Raw genomic sequence first — 17,710 nt, 5'->3', positions numbered from 1 at the left:
TTAACCAAAGAAAACATTAATTTTATGAAGAAGCTTTCAACTGCCAATTTCCTCTAGAATCACGCACCCCTAAAATCTTCATAACCAGAACCAGACTGAGCAATAATAACAAGTACCAGGAACCTAATTTTGCCCAGCCGACCATATGCCATTTTTCTACCTGACTTGGATAGAGCCAGATCTGGTAAAAGGTACTGATATTCTCTGCAATCCAGATAATAAAGGCCAGTAAAGCCAAGACCGGTAACATCGGCAACTGAAAGGAATGCCGGTTCAGCTGAAAGCGGATTTGAGTTTTCCAGAAGATCAGCGCGCTCCAGATAAAAAGAAGAATACGATAGTCTGGAATAAAGAACTTGCTCATGAAGTTAATATAGGACAACACGGCCAGTGCCATCATATTGGCAAAACCAGGTAAGTGATTAAAAGAGACCTGAAACAGACGTAATGAACGCGCAAAAAAACTGCCAACCGCTGAATACATAAATCCTGCAAACAACGGGACGGTTAAGATCTTGAAAATGGCGGGTTGTGGATAATGCCAGGAAGCAATCGCAGGATGGGTTAGAAAAATTTCCATCACCATCGCCAGAATATGAAATAGCGCAATGACTCTGGCTTCTGGCCAGGATTCTAATTTGGCATACAATAGAATGACCTGAATCACCAGAGCATAAAATAGAAGGTAGTCATAACGGTAGAAGCCGTAAAACAGTTCACTCCCCATTGAAGCGCTAAAAGCAAAAGCCAGCAGGAGTAAGATCCCAAATAAGGCAGCCGATGCTGCCTTATAAGAAAATTCAAACCCTGATTTGAGTAGGTCGATCAAGGTTTACATCCTAAAGATATTTAGCGCTGTACTCATGCACGGTATCAATAAACGCTTTAGGATGGGCTGGATCTACCCATTGTGTAATGCCATGTCCAAGATTTGCCACATAACCGGTCTTTTCACCATTAGCATATGCATCGTCCAGCATCAGCCGGGTAGCTTTAGCAATTGCGTCTGGAGAACCATATAAGGTTGCAGGATCAAGGTTGCCTTGTAGTGCTGCACGACCAGCAACAGTCTGACGGGCAACATTCAATGGCGTAGTCCAGTCCAGTCCAAAAGCATCTGCACCCGTTGCTATCATTGGCTCAAGCCACTGGCCACCACCTTTGGTGAACAGGATCACAGGGATCTTGCGACCCTCTTTTTCACGCTGCAAACCTGCGACAATTTTTTGCATATAATTAAGTGAAAATTCGATATATTCACGATGCGCTAGTGCACCACCCCAACTATCAAAAATCTGCACCGCCTGAGCACCTGCATCAATCTGAGCATTCAGGTAATCCGTTACTGCATCTGCCAGACGTGTAAGTAATGCATGCAGCACTTCAGGCTGTGCATACATCATTTGTTTGGTAAAGCGGAAATCCTTGCTGGAACCACCTTCAACCATATAAGTCGCCAGTGTCCATGGACTGCCCGAGAAGCCAATTAAGGGAACTTGTCCACCTAATGCTGAACGGATCGTAGTAACCGCATTCATGACATAGTCCAGATCTGATTTGGCATTAAATGCTGGCATATTCGCTACATCCTGCTCGGTACGTACGGTTTTATGAAACTTAGGACCTTCACCGGCTTCAAAATACAGACCCAGACCTAATGCATCCGGCACAGTCAAAATGTCCGAAAATAGAATGGCAGCATCAAGTTCATAACGGCGCAGCGGCTGCAAGGTCACTTCACAGGCAAATTCGGTATTCTTGCAAAGAGACAGGAAATCCCCTGCCTTGGCACGTGTTTCACGATATTCTGGTAAATAACGGCCTGCCTGGCGCATCATCCATACGGGTGTGGTATCTACAGGTTCACGCAACAATGCACGCAGAAAACGATCATTTTTTAAGGTCGTCATTCACATTACCATCAATCTTTGACATTCAGGACATCATAGCAAAAAGCCTCCATTTTTAATAACTTCACATTACTTTAAAAATCGATCATCATAAGTGAAGAATTAAGGGTGTCACAAAACAACTACTGCATCTCCATAGTTTTTCTGTAATACTTATTACGTTATTTAAATAGTTTATGAATAATTAGGTTGAATTACATGTTCGTTCGCACAATGCTCGCAATGAGTTTAAGTTGCATTATTGCAGGTACTGCCTTCGCTGCTTCTGCTACTGAACAGCCATTAAATCCCAAAAAAGTAGCGACCGATGTTACGGTTCAAGACCCGATCGATCCGCTTGCTACAGAAGCATCAGCAGCCAAATCTACAGATACTCCTATTTCAGCTCGGGAACAAAGCGATCTTACTCAGGCTTCTGAGACCCTGGATGGCCTGCAGGCAGCTGAAGATCAAAATGCGGATATCGGTGCTGCCCCAACAGCAGCCGCTAAAAGCACGTCTGCTCATGCCAATAAAGCCTCTTGGACGCTAGATGGTCTGAATAATGCTGAATGGTATGAAGACATCGGTAAAGGTCAGTTCCCTGTTTACGCACGTGCACATGTCATGCTGAACAATGCTCATGCTTCGCCAGGTGCAATTGATGGAACCAGTGGTAAAAATACCCTGAAAGCGCTGGCTTCTTTCCAGCAAATGAATGGTATCAAGCCGACCGGTACATTGACTAAAGAAACTTGGGATAAGCTGATAGAATTGCAAGCGTCTAAGCCTGCATTTGTTGAATACACGATTTCAGCAGAAGATCTGAAAGTACCTTTGGCAAAATCAATTCCATCTGATTATGCGCTACAGGCTAAAATGCCTGGTCTGTACTACACCAGCATGTCGGAAATGCTTGCTGAAAAATTCCACATGGATGAAGCGTTCCTGAAACAGCTCAATCCGGGAGCAAACTTCAGCAAAGCAGGACAAAAACTTCTGGTTGCCAATGTCCGTAACAACCTGCCAGAAGACATTCATTTGATTGTAGCGCACAAAGGTGCCAAACAGCTGTATCTGTTTAACAGCAAAAATAAAATGATTGCCTCTTTCCCGGCAAGTATTGGTAATACCAGCACGCCTTCTCCAACAGGTACTTATAAAGTAACAGGTGTGGCGCGTAACCCATATTATAGCTATTCACCTTCTAACTTTGTTCAAGGTAATAACACCAAACCGCTTTCCTTACCACCTGGCCCGAATGGTCCAGTCGGTAATATCTGGATTGGTCTGAGCAAGAAATCATTTGGTATTCATGGTACGCCAAATCCATCGATGATTTCCAAGTCTTATTCACACGGTTGTATCCGTTTGACTAACTGGGATGCCAATGATCTTGGCCGTAAAGTGAAGTCCGGTGTAACTGTCCGCTTCCTGGAATAATCAGTTCTATATAAAAAATGCCCGCTTTCGAGTGGGCTTTTTTTATGCTTCAATAAAATTCAGATCGTTGCAAAACTGCAATGATCTGTCGCATGGATAGGCTTTTTATAAAATAAATACAACGCTAAGATAAGATCATGTTAAAAAAATAGATGAGATGAAAAATGGATGCTTTCCTGCATAAAAGCGAAAACCGTGGTCATGTCAAAATGGGCTGGCTAGAATCTAAACACAGCTTTTCATTTGGTAACTGGTATAACCCTAAATATATGGGTATCAGCGCACTGCGTGTGATTAATGACGACTTGATCGATGGTCACCAAGGCTTTGGTCAACACCCACATGACAATATGGAAATCCTGACCTGTGTACTTAAAGGTACGATTACCCATCAGGACAGCATGGGCAATCACGGCGGGATTTCTGCGGGTGAGTGGCAACTGATGAGTGCCGGTACAGGTGTTCGCCATAGTGAAATGAACCAGGGTGATGAACAGGTCCATTTGCTACAAATCTGGATCATTCCAAACGAACATGATGCACAACCGAACTATCAGCAAATTAAGCTGGATCCACGTGAACAACCTAACCAGTGGCATCTCATTTGTGGACCAAATGATAACGCACCGATGCATATTCGTCAGAATGCTGAAGTGAAAACCGCAGTGATCAAAAAAGATCAGGCTTTAGCAATCAAAGCCACTCAGCATATTAACTATGTGCATGTGATTTCAGGTTCAGTACAGATTGCCGAATACACCCTAAATGCAGGTGATGCAATTGCTTTTCTGGATGTAGTGGATATGAGAGCTCTGGATGATGCTCAAGTAATCTGGTTTGATTTGCCGGAAGTCAAAGACTAAGATTTTTATCAATTTTAGTTCTAAAAGGCTATTCATCTGCAAGGTGAATAGCCTTTATTTTTTATATCGTGAACTTATTTCTCTCTATGCAAAATTGCAGATAATAATAAATAATACCAATCCACAGCACTTCTTTACCTAAGTATTTATCATTTTCAGCGATTATTAAGCTTATTCATTTTAAGTACCTGTCTATCACGTACGAAGAAACTCAACCTATTCTTATGGCTATCCTTCGAGTCATTTTTTATTATGAGCGCAACAGAATGATTACTTAATATTTTCTAAGAATCAGAAGAGAAAATCCTTATGAACCAGATCTTAGATATAAAAACCAGCCAACAGCAGGCTTTACTTTATTTATTGAATTTCTTAAAACAGCAAGACTATCAATTTACTGCAATTACCCCACTTTCTCATCAACGGATTCTGGATCGTAAACAAAATGATGTAAACAAAGAAATTACGCTAAAGGATATATTTGGCTGGAATCTTGGATTTAAAAAAACAGATCTTGATCCTGCGCTTTTTTCCATACTCGAAGAACATCAGCTTCTCAAAATTCAGGAAAACTTGTATTTAAGTCAGGTACGGGTAGCTTCTCTCAACAATGCGTTATTTATTCACTCTGCCTTTCCGACCATAGAACAGGATGCAGTATTTTTTGGCCCAGATACTTATCGTTTTGCCTATCACTTGAAGCAATATTTAGCGAGTCGATCTGATCCATTGAAACGCGCGGTTGAATTATGTTGTGGTACTTCGGCAGCTGCCATCAGTATCGCAAAATATTTTCCAGATTATGATGAGTTGATTGTCGCGGATCTTAATCCGAAAGCCCTGTTATATAGTCAAATGAATATCGACTTTGCTGGTTTAAAAAAAATCCATCCGGTACAGAGTGATTTATTTGCAAATCTGCAAGGCCGGTTTGACCTGATTTTTGCCAATCCCCCCTATTTAATCGACCCACATCAACGTCAATACCGGCATGGCGGTGATGAGCTAGATGGCAATGCTCTCTCTTTTCGCATCATTAAAGAAGGTATCCAGCATCTGAATCCGCGGGGATGTATATTCTTATATACAGGCGTTACCGTCACTCAGGATGGTAATCGTTTTGTAGAGCATTTAGAAAACTTAATGAGGCAGTATAAAAATATCAGCTGGTCTTATGAAGAGATTGACCCGGACATCTTTGGAGAAGAATTAGAACAACCAGCCTATCAGCATGTGGACAGGATTGCTTTGGCATTAGTGAAAATTGAAGTCAAACAATAATATTGTCGTCATTAAAATTTCTTTATTTAATGGGTAAATACTCAGAAAATTTATCTCAGTAATTTATTGATATTTTAAAGATTTATATTTAATAAAAAACCGGCCTATGCCGGTTTTTTATTAAATCATTTTTTACCAGTTCAGCTCTAAACCGATACTTCCACCTTGATCACTCGAACTTGATGAAGCGTACTTCCCATAGTACTGACCAAAAATTGACAGATTGGTAATCGAGGTCATCTTAAAGCCCACATTCATATCAAAACTATTACGTTGTGGTTCACCACCTTGTGTCCTAAAGACATAACCTGGTGCAGAAACAAAACTTGCATCCATTTCTCGTTTGCTTGACAACTCATGGCTGAATGCAAAACGGGCATATGGCTGAATCACGCCTTCGCTAAAGACAAAGTTTTTGTCAAACTGCGCACCGATGAATAACGGCGCACTATAGACACTCGTTTTTTCATACTGTAAAGCCAATGGATCTGTACTTTCTAACGCCGACTCGCGGAATGCTTTTGTATCTAGTTGGCTATACTGCGCTCCGATAAACCCGGTACGGTTCAGTCAGGCAAGCGAGATTAGTATCAGGCTTGAACAGACAGAGCAGGCATTAATCCTGAATATTCGGGATAATGGCGTCGGTTTTGATCCCGAATGTATTATAGAAACCAAGCATATACGGCTACAAAGTATGAAAATACGTGCTCAACGTGCGAATGGTACACTGAATATCCTGTCTACAGATCAGGGAACTCATATTCAGGTCATGTTAAGTTTTTAAAATTATTTAGGATAGTTAAATACTTATTTTAATATATCAAGACTAAGCTGCTCTTTTCCTCCGATGCTTAAATGTAGTGTGGCACAGAATGAGGTGAAGCATAGGAAGGAAATAAAATGAGCTGACATTTTCCTTCCTTTTATAATCAAGTCTTATAAACAACAAAACCCTGTATTTACAGGGCTTACAGAAGCAGCAGTTTAAAATTATTTAAAATAATTCAATGGCAATTTCAAATAAGACACACCATTGGCTTCAGGCTCAGGAAACTGCCCTGCTTTCATATTAATTTGAATCGCCGGTAAAATCAGTTTCGGCATACTTAAAGTGGCATCACGCTGATGACGCATTTCGACAAACTCTGCTTTACTGGTGCCTTCGTGGATATGAATATTCTGGGTTTTCTGGGTGTGTACATCTGTTTCACAGACATAGTCATGACGTGTTGAAGGCAGATAGTCATGACACAAGAACATCCGAGTTTCAGGCGGAAGCTGATACAGTGACTGTACCGAATCGAATAAGGTTGATGCACTGCCACGCGGAAAATCGCAACGTGCTGTACCATAATCCGGCATAAACAGGGTATCCCCCACAAATACCGCATCCCCGATCACATAGCTGAGGCAGGCCGGTGTATGCCCTGGTGTAGGAATATTATAGGCATCCATTTCACCAATCTTGAAATGCTCATGATCCTCAAACAGGTAGTCAAATGGCTGCAGGGCATTAAACTGTTTCATGTCCAGATGATAAATCGCCCCAAAGGTTTCCTGTACCACAGAAATCTTCTGGCTCATGGCAATTTTTCCACCCAGTTCTGCCTTGAGATATTGTGCTGCTGTCAGATGATCTGCATGAACATGGGTTTCCAGAATCCACTCGACAGTTAAATTTTGTGCCTTAACATAGGCAATAATACGATCTGCATGTGTAGTCGATGTGCTGGCCGAGGCCACATCATAATCCAGGACACTGTCAATAATGGCACAATGTCCGGTTGCAGGATCACTCACCACATAACTGAAGGTATTGGTGTTTTCTTCAAAGAAATCTTGCACAACCGGTTGTTGTACCTGTTTTTCCATTGAAATGTCTTGCATAGTTAAGCTCCTGACCATTTACGGTGAATCCATACACCCACCAGCATTGCTACAACAAAATAGAGCACTTGATAGTGACCCAAACCGATCAAGGTGAAACTTGGTGCCGGACAGATGCCCGCAATCCCCCAACCTGCACCAAATAAAACCGCACCCGTAATCAGTTTCTTATCTATCTGATTATTTTTAGGCAAATCAATAGGCTCATTAAATATTGTTTTCGGTTGAGCCTTACGTACTGCTTTCTGGAAAAGAATAAAGGCCACTGCAATCGCGCCCATCATGACAAAGGCCAGACTGGCATCCCAATCCCCAAACAGATCCAAGAAATCGAGTACTTTTTCCGGATTAGACATGCCTGACACCATCAGACCCCCAGAGAACAGGGCACCAAATAAAAAGGCAAACACATTTTTCATTTTAGAATGCTCCTGTGATATGACGGATAATATAAACGGTGACAAAACCTGCAAACATGAAAGTCATCGTCGCGACAATAGAACGCTTAGACAGCCGACTAATGCCACAAATTCCGTGACCACTGGTACAGCCCGAACCCAAACGTGTCCCAAAGCCTACCAGCAGACCTGCCACAATCATCATCAATGGGCTGGCATTCAATTCAATTTCAGGTTGTACAAACAGACCATAAATAAACGGTGTGATGATCAAGCCTGATAAAAACCAGATCGCAGGCGTTTTAAATACGGTTTTTGGGTTTAATACCTGCCCAACCAAACCACTGATTCCTGCAATACGGCCATTGACGTAAAGATAGCCGACCACTGAAAGTCCGAGCATTAAACCGCCAATAAATGCGATGAGGAAGTCATGCATGATGAATCAATCCCTATACAATATACTTTTTTATATTATATAATATAAAATAATAATCAAGAAGTTTTATGGTAAATTGTGTAAACTGCACGGGCTACATCAAAGGTTTCGAGGACATCTATGGATATGATTGCTGCAAATGCCAAAATTGATTTTTCACAGGTCGATTTCGTCAGCCAATGCCTAAAAGTTTTAGCCAATCCTGATCGTCTGAAAATCTTATGTATCTTAGTCGACGGAGAAATGAATGTTCAGGAAATTGAAGAATCTACCGATATTCATCAACCTACACTTTCACAACAGCTGACTGTACTGCGTAAGGCCGACATGGTTGGCACCCGACGTGAGGGCAAACAGATTTTCTATCGTCTGAGTGATCCCAAGGTCTTGAGCCTGATGCAAAAGCTGTACGAGCTGTATTGCGCCCAGCCCTCTTCTTAGTGCAGCCAAAAAGAAATGATCAGAAGCAGTCCGCTAAAAGCAGTAAACAGATTTAGCCATACGGGATACTGGGTGTAATAACCTTCAATAAATTCCGGCGGTCGCAGTGATGTCAAACCCCGTCGATATTGCAGGATTGAGGCGAAATTCACCAACATACCAAATACAATCACCACAATTCCCAGCCATTGTGAATAAGCTATTTTCTGTGCATAAGTGTCTGGGTCCACCAGTTGCACTAGCAGGTTGGATTTTTCAATCACAAAACCAAAAGCAATTAATGCCAAACCATTCCGGTTCCACGCCAGAGCGGTTCGTTCCAAAGCAAGCAGTACCCGTGGATCATCCAAATTTGACATTTCTTATCTGCTCTTCATGCTTAGCCTATCCACCAATGTAAATCTGCCTCCCTATCATGTATAGATGTTTTAAGTAAAAATTACTTTTCTATCATGCAGTTAAAATATTATTGTTCAAAAATTTCCTTGACATCCATCGCCAGGCCTTGAGTAGATTTAAATTCACCCTGATTGTTTTTCCAGGCCATCGACGGTGTGGAGAAAAAGCCGTATTTCCCCATCAGGGCCTGATTAGCATCAATCTTTGCAGCAATTTCGGCAGGAATCTTTTCCATTTTCTTGAGCTGCTTTTTGCCTTTATTCTTGTTCATATCGTTAAAAACTGCCGCTGGATTTTTCGACATCAACAATGTTGCCACCTGGCCACGGCTTTCTTCGCGGATCACACCGACCTGAATATGACGCAGCTGTACCTTGCCTGATTTGACCCAAGGCCGGGCCGCCTGCCAGAATTTATAGCAATATGGGCAATTCGGATCGGAAAAGACATAGACCACACGTGGTGCATCTGGCTTGCCATCCTGGATCCAGGTCGATTTTTCCAGGGTTTTCCATACATCGTCCAATACCGCTTTTTTCATATGCTTTTCAATCTGCTCATTGGACAGGCTTTTCCCTTGTGCATCAAACAGTTCGCCCTTGATATAGTATTTATCATCGTTGGAGATAAATACCGTATTGGAATACTGGTCTTCATGCCCTACCCAGCCGGTCATTCCTTGCGGTGCCGGAATCTGTTTTACAAACACAAAACCCTGTTTTTCAATATGCTGTTTAATATTTGCCTGTGTGTGCATGCTCATGATCAGGAACATGCCTGCACCAAGCACTTGGTAAATTTTGTTCATACTAAGTCCTTTCGTTTTTTAAGGTTGATCTGAAATTCTGTTTAAATATTGCTGCAACATGGCCGGACTGAGTTCCCCCATATGCCGCTCGACCAGCTGGCCTTGAACATTAAAAAACAGCGTCGTTGGCAGGCCAAAACTATTCAGCTGCTGGGGTAGTTCACCATACGGGTCCAGCAGGACATGTTTAAATTGAAACTGATGTTTTTTTAAATAGGCATTTACAGTTTCAACCTCCTCACCCTGATTGAGCATGACAAAATTCACTTGAGGGTGCTGCTCGGCTGCTTTGGCCAACACTGGCATTTCGCGGTGACACGGCGGACACCAGCTCGCCCACAAATTAATTACCGTGGGCTGGCCAATGAACTGGCTGAGTGGAATCTTGTCTGTACCCAGATGCTCCTGTTCTAGTCCGGCAAAGGCTAGATCAGGAAACGCTGCTTCAGTTTTTAGACTGGATTTGAATACGAGTCCAAGCCCGATCCAGAGTACAAAGATGATCAACAAGATGGCTTTGAATCGGGTCTGCAACTGTCTGTTTCGAATGACATACCACAAAGCACCAATCAGCACCCCTCCCCATAAATGGAAACCTTTGTCCTGGATTTTCAGTATGTCGATGGGTGCTGCAAAATACAGCTCGGCATTGAGCAGAACGAAAACAAGACGTGCACCCAGCATCCCCAGCAAAAAACTGCTCCAGAGCAAATCCTGACTTTGTCCAAGCTGCTGTTTAGACCATGAACACTTTCTGGCTAATCCAAACAAAACGGCAGATAAAAGCATCAAGCCAGTGGTAACAATTAAGAGTGTCCAGGGCAACATCAAAGGTCCCAGATGCAGTGCATCACTGGAAATCATCATGGTTGCTCCCCTTGCAGTTGCTGCAATGTACCTAGTAAATGTGCCACACTAAAGCTTCCGGCCAAACGCAAGTCCCGCTGTTCCTGATGCGCTGCATTTAAAAATATAAAAGTAGGTGGACCCAGGATTTGCCATTCTTTTAGCAGCTCATCCTGACTTGGATGATAGTGGGTCAGGTCTAATTTGATACGAACCACATTTTGTAAAGCCGTCTGGACATCACTACGTGGAATCACTTCCTTTTCAATCGGTTGACAGGCCACACACCAGTCTGCATAGACATCAATCACCGCCGGCTGTGCAGGATGTTTAGCTAAAACCTGTTGCAATTGTGCGGCTGTACTGACTCTCTGCCATTCAAGCCGTGATTCTACATGGGCGACCTGTACCTGGCTCCAGACATGATAGAGTTGCATACCTCCTGCATAGACCAGCACATCACTGAGCAGCATCAGGACTATTTTCGATACAGACCGATGCACATGAGGCAGCATCTTGAACAAGAAGTAGCCTGAACAGGTGATCAGTACCACACCCAAAAGGCTCAGGTATAAAATGCCGGGCAATAGTGGACGGGCGAAATACAAGGCCAGCGCCAGCATGACAAAGCCAAAGCTAAACTTCAGGCGATCCCTCCATATGCCAGGTTTGGGTAAAAGATGGGACCCAAATACGGCAGCAATAAATAGCGGCAAGCCCAGCCCAAAGCCTAAGACGAACAGATAACTGGCTCCCAGCATCGGTTGATTGAGCTGAGACACATAGATTAAGGCACCGGCCAACGGCGCACTCATACATGGCCCGACAATCAGTGCCGCGATCATGCCCATAAGACCGGCACCAATCAGCGTGCCACCCTTCTGCTTTTGCTGCCATTGATCCAGACGCTGTAACATTCCTTGGGGTAAAGACAGCTGAAATGCTCCAAACAGATTAAGTGCGAACAAAACAAACAGAATGCTGAAAATACTGATGAATACCGGACTTTGAAACCAGCGCTGAAAACTGTAACCGAGCTGTGCCACAGCAAGTCCCATGACCGCATAGACCAGTGCCATACCCAAAACGAAGACCAGCGCAATCAGTGCAGCACGGTAGCCCCGGTGCTGCTGGACCAGAATACCCGTTAAAATTGGAATTAAAGGTAAAGAACACGGTAAAAATGCCAGCAAAATGCCAAGCCCGAGAAAAATCAGAGCATTAATTAACAGACCTTGTTCTGACAGCAGACTTAAAAAATACTGGTCATTGTTCCACTGGCTATTCATGCCTGCTGACGAAGTTTGATTTTTAGGGTCTGCAATAGGCGGGTCATTTTTCTCTGTTAATTCCACCTCAGGCTGCACCACAGGTTCAGAAACTGCAGCGACTTGCATTTCCTCTACCTTTTCTTCAGCCAGCGCTTGATTTGTACTTGGAGTTTGCTCTATAGCTTGGAGCTCATCTTTCTGAGCAGTCAGAATCTGTTTGTTTGCTTCTGGCTGTGTAGTGCTGACCAGCAGCTTTTGAGGCTTGCTTAAGTTTTGCGCTGGAAATAAACCATCTGCATCAGTTGTTATTGTGGTACGTTGCACCGGATAACATAAACCACTTTCTGCACAGCCCTGCCATTGCACCACAAACTGCTGGTTGGGCTGCACATTCATATTGGTTTTGACTTGCCCATAATACACCTGGGTCAAACCGAAATTGGGATCGTCTTTGTCTTCGGGTTTGGGCAGTGCCAACTTAACTGGGGTCTGCTGATGAGACACTTTAAGCTGGTCATGATACAGATAATAACCCTCTGCGATTTTCCAGCTAAGCTCTACCTGATCCTGACTTGTAGAAACCACCTGAAACTGAAATGCCTGATCTGGTGGTAAAAAATCTGCATATGCAGTTCCCGTCATGATTCCACCGCCGATCACGGCACCCAATATCCACTTCAACATCCAGCTGCTCTCCTCCTGTTAGGACTGCATTATTGAAAAACTAAAATTAAGGCAACATTAACAGCGCAAATCATTTATAAAATAATGGCAGTTTGATCAGGATGTTCTATGTTTATTGTATTGGTTGAGGATGATCCCTATATCGCACAGAGCATTTGTGCTGCTTTGAACTATCTGAATATTTCAGTGGAGCATGTCAGTCACGCACGTGCTGCAGATTATTTTATCCGGCATAGTGCAGTCGATTTGTGTTTATTGGATTTAGGCCTGCCAGATCAGGATGGCCTAGAGTTGCTGCATAGCTGGCGACGCGACCAGATTGATCTCCCGGTACTGGTATTGACGGCGCGGCTGCGGACCGATCAGTGTGTTCAGGCCCTGAATGCTGGTGCCGATGACTACCTGACCAAACCTTTTGAGCTGGAGGAACTGATTGCCCGGATTCATGCCCTCACCCGTCGCCACCGCGGCTTTGCCTCGAATACACTGCAATTTGATGAACTGGTTCTAAACCGGGATACCCAGACTGTGACCTATCAAAACCAGGCCGTGAATTTATCTCGCCGTGAATTCAGCCTGCTGAAAACCCTGATGAGCCACCCCAATCAGATCCTGAAAAATGAACAGCTTATTGATAAGCTCTATGGTTTTCAGGACGCTATCGAGAGCAATGCCCTGAATGTACACATTTATCACCTGAGACAAAAACTGCATCCAGACTTGATTCAAACCGTTCGCGGTGTGGGATATATTTTCAAACCGTTTGAGCATCGTCATGTTTAGTCACAGCTTGAAATGGCGTCTGGTCATGAGTCTTTTGGCCGTGTTTATTGTGCTGTGGAGTGCGGTATTTTCATGGCTGTATATTGACCTGAAACAGCGTTTACAAGACACGCTGGATCAACGCTTATCGGCATCTGCGCAAATGGTTGCCCGGCTGATTCAGCAATTACCGCTAGATAGTCTGGGGGATGCAACCTTATCAAAATTAGCCAAGAATGATGATGCAAACCAGTTAATTGCCTGTGAAGTCTCGCTTTTTAGCTCTGACATCTCGTTAGGTAATCAGGTAATTGCCAAAACACGCGGTGCCCCCCAAAATTTAAGCCAGCGACCAGAAGGATTCAGCACCTGGCAGCAGGGTGATACGGAATGGCGCAGTTATGTCCTGCGTCGTGGTGATATTCAGGTGGTGGCGGCAGAACGCATGTTCTTGAGGGATACCTTACTACAGCAGATTCTACAGTCCGTACTGGTTCCCTTAGTCTTCTCACTACTGATCTGTATTGCCTTGATCATCTTTATTATCCGCAGACAGTTCCGGCCTTTGGATCAGCTCAGTCAATACCTGAACCAGAAAGACCTTAGCTATTCAGAGGCGGCAGATTTTTTAATGCAGCTCAAGCCTGCAAGCATCCCTCAGGAAGTACAGCCTTTTGTCAACAATTCCACGCAGTTGATTCAAAAACTCAATGACAGTCTGCAACAGGAGAAAGCCTTTAGTGCCTATGCTGCACATGAGTTACGCAGTCCCCTGACCGCAATTAAAACCCATGTCTAATTGGCCCAGCTGATCGGTCAGCAGCAGAACCTGCCTGAATCCATTCAGTACAATTTGCAGCAGGCCAATGAGAGTATCCAACGTTATACGCTGTTACTCGAACAGCTTTTATTGCTGACCCAATCAGAAAACAGTCTCCAGGAAATGACTGAGACCATCTGGCTTCACCCCACACTTGAGAAAGTGCTTGCAGACTTAGGTACACGCTATCCAGAAATGAATGAAAAAATACAGGTGAACTGGGACAGCTTGGGTGAAATTCAACTACCTGAATTTGTGCTGTATACGGTACTGAAAAATCTGCTTGAAAATGCCCTGCTACATGCACAAGCTGCCCATATCTGGATTTCTATGCAGACTGATGGCCTGGTGATTGAAGATGATGGACAACAACTTACAGCCGAGGATATTCAACATTTAGGACAACGCTTCTGGCGCAAATCTGCTCAGCAGCACGGCCATGGTCTGGGACTGGCATTGGTTAAAAGCTTGCTAGGTAATTATCAATACCACCTTGGATTTCAGCAGCGTCAGCCAGTAGGACTGACCATCAAAATTCGACGATATATTCAAAATTAATTTGAATTTAATAGATCTCTTTTATAAATCAAAAAATGATCGTGCTATTTATCTTTAAATGGATACTAAAAGTGCCTTCTCTCTTTGGGATAAGAAGCACTGCCTCGCAACAGGATGAGGGGGTGGAAAGCTCTTCCTAAGGAGCCTGTTTCGCAAATCTTCTATAAGGAGAAGGAATTGTCTTGATAGTGATTAAACATAATTTATGAAAGACTCTAATAATCATGCAAATATAAAATTCTTAATTTCCCCCTAAAGCTGAAGTTTTATTTTCTATTATTTAAGTTTGAGCACTTGCTCCCATGAGGATCAGTATCAATACATAGATCAAGATTTTCGCCAGCTGAAAGCTTTATTATTTTGTCCAGATGAAGTTCTGCTTTTTTAACCTCTATAGTGGTTATAGCGCTCAATTAACTCAAACCACGTTTAATCCTATTTACCACACAAAAAAGGTCTAAGTTTTAGCTTTTGGCACTTTTTATCTACTTTATCACTGTCAATCTATCTCAGTCGTTTATATGTCCCCCACATTCTAATTTTTACTTTAATTTAATGATTCAGGTTCCGCATTCAAAATATCCAGGCAATAAAAAAACCCCAGTCATTGACTGGGGTTTTTCGTATCTGGCGGAAGCGGTGAGATTCGAACTCACGGAGGGGTATAAGCCCTCGTCGGTTTTCAAGACCGGTGCATTAAACCGCTCTGCCACGCTTCCATGTGCGCCATCATACGGAGCTTTTTCTCACCTGACAAGTGAAAATTACAGTGAATGCAATCAACTGCATATAGTTTCATCAAATCCTTACAATCTGGCTGCCAGTTCAGCACCTTCACGAATCGCGCGTTTGGCATCCAGCTCTGCCGCCAGTTTGGCACCACCAATAATATGATACTTAGCTATAGTTTTTTGACCTTCAACTGGCATGATTTCTTTCACTGATTCCTGACCGGCACATACCACAATCGTATCTACGCGTAGCAATTGGTCATGTCCATCCACTTCAATCCATAAGCCTTCATCAGTAACCGACTTATACTGCACACCCCGCAGCATGCGTACACCATGTTTTTTCAATTGTGCACGATGTACCCAGCCTGTGGTTTTCCCTAGACCAGCACCAAGTGGTGTGGTTTTACGTTGGAGCAGATAAATTTCCCGGACTGGTGCTTCAACCTCCGCAGGCTGCATTCCTCCTTCAGTTACATAATTTGGATTTGGGTCTACTCCCCATTCACGCTTCCATTCCTCTACAGGCATTGGCTGGGGTTGCAATGGCGGTTTTAGCAAAAATTCAGATACATCAAAACCAATCCCTCCTGCACCAATCACGGCAACTCGATCTCCGACAGATGCTCCATTCAACACTTCGGTATAGGACAAGACCTGTGGCGCATCACTACCCGCAATCTTCAAGGCGCGTGGTACAACGCCCGTCGCCACAATCACCTCATCAAAACCTTCACGTTCCAGCTGTTCACGATTGACCTTGGTATTCAGACGTAATTCAACCCCTGTCTTTTCTATTTGAACCTTGAAATAACGAATGGTCTCATGAAATTCTTCTTTACCAGGCACTACTTTGGCCAGGTTGAACTGGCCACCGACATCGTTCGTCGCTTCAAACAGGGTCACCTCGTGACCACGTCCGGCAGCCACCGTTGCCGCTGACATACCTGCAACGCCACCACCCACAACGGCGATCCGTTTCGGTTTTTTGGTTTTGACATAAACCAGTTCAGTTTCATATCCAGCACGCGGATTCACTAAACAGGTAGCACGCTGGTTTTTAAACGTATGGTCGAGACAAGCCTGGTTGCAGGCGATACAGGTATTGATCTCATCAACACGGTTGGTCGCTGTTTTATTAACCCAGAAAGCATCTGCCAGTAAAGGACGTGCCATTTGCACCATGTCCGCCTGCCCTGATGCCAGGATTTCTTCAGCAGTATCTGGCATATTGATACGATTCGATGCGATCACCGGAACAGTAACATTTTTCTTTACTTCTGCAGTGTACTCGACGAAAGCAGCCCGTGGCACAGACGTAACAATGGTTGGAATACGTGCTTCATGCCAGCCGATCCCGGTATTGAGTAAAGTAATTCCGGCCTTCTCTAATGCTTTAGCGACGGTAATGACTTCCTGCATGGTATTACCATCATGTACCAGATCCAGTAAAGACAGACGGAAGCAGATAATAAATTTTTCACCAATCTCGGCCCGAATCGCTTTGACAATTTCCACCGCAAAACGCATCCGGTTTTCGATCGAACCACCCCAGCGATCATTACGCTGATTAACATGACGACTCAGGAACTGGTTAATCAGGTAACCTTCTGAACCCATGATTTCCACACCATCATAGCCGGCTTTTTTTGCCAGACTGGCAGTTTTTACATAGTCCTGAATAGTAGCCAGAATCTGTTTTTCTGAAAGCTGTCGTGGTTTAAAAGGAGAAATCGGGGACTTGATTGGACTCGCTGAAACCACAAAAGGTTGGTAGCCATAACGGCCCGCATGCAGGATTTGCAACAGGATTTTGGCACCATGCTTATGCACGGCATGAGTTACCAGTCGATGCGGAGCAATATCTCCCAAGGTATTCATGGTCCCGCCTGCAGGCAGTAACCAGCCCTGACGGTTTGGAGAAATACCACCCGTGATGAGCAGACCTACCCCACCTTTGGCACGCTCGCCAAAATAAGCTGCCAGTTTGGGGTAATTATAGAAACGATCCTCCAGCCCGGTATGCATTGAACCCATCACCACCCGGTTTTTAATCGTGGTAAATCCCAGATGAAGCGGTTTTAAAATATTTGCATAACGAGTCGTTGTCATGGCTATTCCCTTTGATGATGGCTTTGCAACTTGTTGCATATTACTCTAGCGTGTTTTTTATTTTTGTTTATGGCA

General features: G+C 43.7%; 16 protein-coding genes, 1 tRNA gene and 1 pseudogene. 6 read left to right on the top strand and 12 right to left on the bottom strand.

The window, feature by feature from the left end:
* Positions 1-22: 22 nt before the first annotated feature.
* Positions 23-829, bottom strand: a complete 807-nt coding sequence (locus tag BK820_RS12000) for a DUF817 family protein (protein ID WP_004810610.1) — start codon at positions 827-829, stop codon at positions 23-25.
* Between the two features lie 10 nt (positions 830-839).
* Positions 840-1,910, bottom strand: a complete 1,071-nt coding sequence (gene hemE / locus BK820_RS11995; protein ID WP_004810612.1) for a uroporphyrinogen decarboxylase — start codon at positions 1,908-1,910, stop codon at positions 840-842.
* A gap of 198 nt (positions 1,911-2,108) precedes the next feature.
* On the opposite strand from hemE, the gene BK820_RS11990 reads away from it, so the two are divergent.
* From BK820_RS11990 to BK820_RS11980, 3 genes are all read left to right on the top strand, one after another.
* Positions 2,109-3,332 (top strand): L,D-transpeptidase family protein, encoded by a 1,224-nt coding sequence (locus tag BK820_RS11990; RefSeq protein WP_004810614.1) that lies wholly within the window; start codon positions 2,109-2,111, stop codon positions 3,330-3,332.
* A gap of 164 nt (positions 3,333-3,496) precedes the next feature.
* Positions 3,497-4,195, top strand: a complete 699-nt coding sequence (locus BK820_RS11985; protein ID WP_004810616.1) for a pirin family protein — start codon at positions 3,497-3,499, stop codon at positions 4,193-4,195.
* A 309-nt stretch (positions 4,196-4,504) separates the two neighbouring features.
* Complete coding sequence (locus tag BK820_RS11980) at positions 4,505-5,476, top strand: methyltransferase (protein WP_004810618.1); 972 nt, start codon at positions 4,505-4,507, stop codon at positions 5,474-5,476.
* Positions 5,477-5,608: 132 nt separating this feature from the next.
* Here BK820_RS11980 and BK820_RS11975 read toward each other — a convergent pair whose 3' ends face one another.
* From BK820_RS11975 to BK820_RS11960, 4 genes are all read right to left on the bottom strand, one after another.
* The gene (locus tag BK820_RS11975) at positions 5,609-6,028 is read right to left on the bottom strand and encodes an autotransporter outer membrane beta-barrel domain-containing protein (protein ID WP_081398997.1); all 420 of its coding nucleotides are present in this window, start codon (positions 6,026-6,028) and stop codon (positions 5,609-5,611) included.
* Positions 6,029-6,469: 441 nt separating this feature from the next.
* Positions 6,470-7,366, bottom strand: coding sequence for an MBL fold metallo-hydrolase (locus tag BK820_RS11970; RefSeq protein ID WP_004810623.1), 897 nt, complete (start codon positions 7,364-7,366; stop codon positions 6,470-6,472).
* 2 nt (positions 7,367-7,368) lie between these two features.
* The gene (locus tag BK820_RS11965; protein WP_004810626.1) at positions 7,369-7,785 is read right to left on the bottom strand and encodes a DUF6691 family protein; all 417 of its coding nucleotides are present in this window, start codon (positions 7,783-7,785) and stop codon (positions 7,369-7,371) included.
* A 1-nt stretch (position 7,786) separates the two neighbouring features.
* On the bottom strand, positions 7,787-8,203 hold the full coding sequence (locus tag BK820_RS11960) for a YeeE/YedE family protein (protein WP_004810628.1): 417 nt from the start codon (positions 8,201-8,203) through the stop codon (positions 7,787-7,789).
* A gap of 120 nt (positions 8,204-8,323) precedes the next feature.
* Here BK820_RS11960 and BK820_RS11955 point away from each other — a divergent pair, with 120 nt between their 5' ends.
* A complete protein-coding gene (locus tag BK820_RS11955) occupies positions 8,324-8,644 on the top strand; it encodes an ArsR/SmtB family transcription factor (RefSeq protein WP_004810630.1) in 321 nt (106 codons plus the stop codon).
* Here the strand turns inward: BK820_RS11955 and BK820_RS11950 are convergent.
* The 4 genes from BK820_RS11950 to dsbD all read right to left on the bottom strand — a co-directional run bounded on the left by BK820_RS11950 (position 8,641) and on the right by dsbD (position 12,652).
* Positions 8,641-9,003, bottom strand: coding sequence for a YidH family protein (locus BK820_RS11950; RefSeq protein WP_004810634.1), 363 nt, complete (start codon positions 9,001-9,003; stop codon positions 8,641-8,643). The genes BK820_RS11955 and BK820_RS11950 overlap by 4 nt on opposite strands.
* Positions 9,004-9,110: 107 nt before the next feature.
* Positions 9,111-9,851, bottom strand: coding sequence for a thiol:disulfide interchange protein DsbG (dsbG, locus tag BK820_RS11945; RefSeq protein ID WP_004810636.1), 741 nt, complete (start codon positions 9,849-9,851; stop codon positions 9,111-9,113).
* Positions 9,852-9,869: 18 nt separating this feature from the next.
* Positions 9,870-10,718 carry a TlpA disulfide reductase family protein gene (locus BK820_RS11940; RefSeq protein WP_004810637.1) on the bottom strand — a complete coding sequence of 283 codons (849 nt, stop codon included), beginning with the start codon at positions 10,716-10,718 and terminating at the stop codon, positions 9,870-9,872.
* On the bottom strand, positions 10,715-12,652 hold the full coding sequence (dsbD, locus tag BK820_RS11935) for a protein-disulfide reductase DsbD (RefSeq protein ID WP_004810641.1): 1,938 nt from the start codon (positions 12,650-12,652) through the stop codon (positions 10,715-10,717). Before dsbD ends, BK820_RS11940 begins: the two co-directional genes overlap by 4 nt.
* Before the next feature lie 108 nt (positions 12,653-12,760).
* On the opposite strand from dsbD, the gene BK820_RS11930 reads away from it, so the two are divergent.
* Both BK820_RS11930 and BK820_RS15200 read left to right on the top strand, forming a co-directional pair.
* Positions 12,761-13,435: a response regulator gene (locus BK820_RS11930; protein WP_004810643.1), complete on the top strand. Its 675-nt coding sequence runs from the start codon at positions 12,761-12,763 to the stop codon at positions 13,433-13,435.
* Positions 13,428-14,792, top strand: a pseudogene (locus tag BK820_RS15200) (sensor histidine kinase). The gene BK820_RS11930 and the pseudogene BK820_RS15200 overlap by 8 nt, the downstream one beginning before the upstream one ends.
* Positions 14,793-15,420: 628 nt before the next feature.
* On the opposite strand, the gene BK820_RS11915 reads toward BK820_RS15200, so the two are convergent.
* Positions 15,421-15,511 (bottom strand) — tRNA-Ser (locus tag BK820_RS11915).
* An 87-nt stretch (positions 15,512-15,598) separates the two neighbouring features.
* Positions 15,599-17,635 carry an NADPH-dependent 2,4-dienoyl-CoA reductase gene (locus BK820_RS11910; RefSeq protein ID WP_004810648.1) on the bottom strand — a complete coding sequence of 679 codons (2,037 nt, stop codon included), beginning with the start codon at positions 17,633-17,635 and terminating at the stop codon, positions 15,599-15,601.
* Positions 17,636-17,710 lie beyond the last annotated feature (75 nt).

It is taken from the genome of Acinetobacter sp. LCT-H3, assembly GCF_001866125.1.
Lineage (GTDB): Bacteria > Pseudomonadota > Gammaproteobacteria > Pseudomonadales > Moraxellaceae > Acinetobacter > Acinetobacter schindleri.
This window is presented reverse-complemented; position numbering and strand designations above follow the sequence as displayed.

Excerpts from the sequence above, each read along its gene's own strand:
- dsbG (WP_004810636.1), bottom strand. The coding sequence starts at position 9,851 with ATGAACAAAATTTACCAAGTGCTTGGTGCAGGCATGTTCCTGATCATG.
- BK820_RS11930 (WP_004810643.1), top strand. The coding sequence starts at position 12,761 with ATGTTTATTGTATTGGTTGAGGATGATCCCTATATCGCACAGAGCATT.
- BK820_RS11950 (WP_004810634.1), bottom strand. The coding sequence starts at position 9,003 with ATGTCAAATTTGGATGATCCACGGGTACTGCTTGCTTTGGAACGAACC.
- BK820_RS11985 (WP_004810616.1), top strand. The coding sequence starts at position 3,497 with ATGGATGCTTTCCTGCATAAAAGCGAAAACCGTGGTCATGTCAAAATG.
- BK820_RS11910 (WP_004810648.1), bottom strand. The coding sequence starts at position 17,635 with ATGACAACGACTCGTTATGCAAATATTTTAAAACCGCTTCATCTGGGA.
- dsbD (WP_004810641.1), bottom strand. The coding sequence starts at position 12,652 with ATGTTGAAGTGGATATTGGGTGCCGTGATCGGCGGTGGAATCATGACG.
- BK820_RS11960 (WP_004810628.1), bottom strand. The coding sequence starts at position 8,203 with ATGCATGACTTCCTCATCGCATTTATTGGCGGTTTAATGCTCGGACTT.
- BK820_RS11970 (WP_004810623.1), bottom strand. The coding sequence starts at position 7,366 with ATGCAAGACATTTCAATGGAAAAACAGGTACAACAACCGGTTGTGCAA.
- BK820_RS11965 (WP_004810626.1), bottom strand. The coding sequence starts at position 7,785 with ATGAAAAATGTGTTTGCCTTTTTATTTGGTGCCCTGTTCTCTGGGGGT.
- hemE (WP_004810612.1), bottom strand. The coding sequence starts at position 1,910 with ATGACGACCTTAAAAAATGATCGTTTTCTGCGTGCATTGTTGCGTGAA.
- BK820_RS11940 (WP_004810637.1), bottom strand. The coding sequence starts at position 10,718 with ATGATGATTTCCAGTGATGCACTGCATCTGGGACCTTTGATGTTGCCC.
- BK820_RS11980 (WP_004810618.1), top strand. The coding sequence starts at position 4,505 with ATGAACCAGATCTTAGATATAAAAACCAGCCAACAGCAGGCTTTACTT.
- BK820_RS11955 (WP_004810630.1), top strand. The coding sequence starts at position 8,324 with ATGGATATGATTGCTGCAAATGCCAAAATTGATTTTTCACAGGTCGAT.
- BK820_RS11990 (WP_004810614.1), top strand. The coding sequence starts at position 2,109 with ATGTTCGTTCGCACAATGCTCGCAATGAGTTTAAGTTGCATTATTGCA.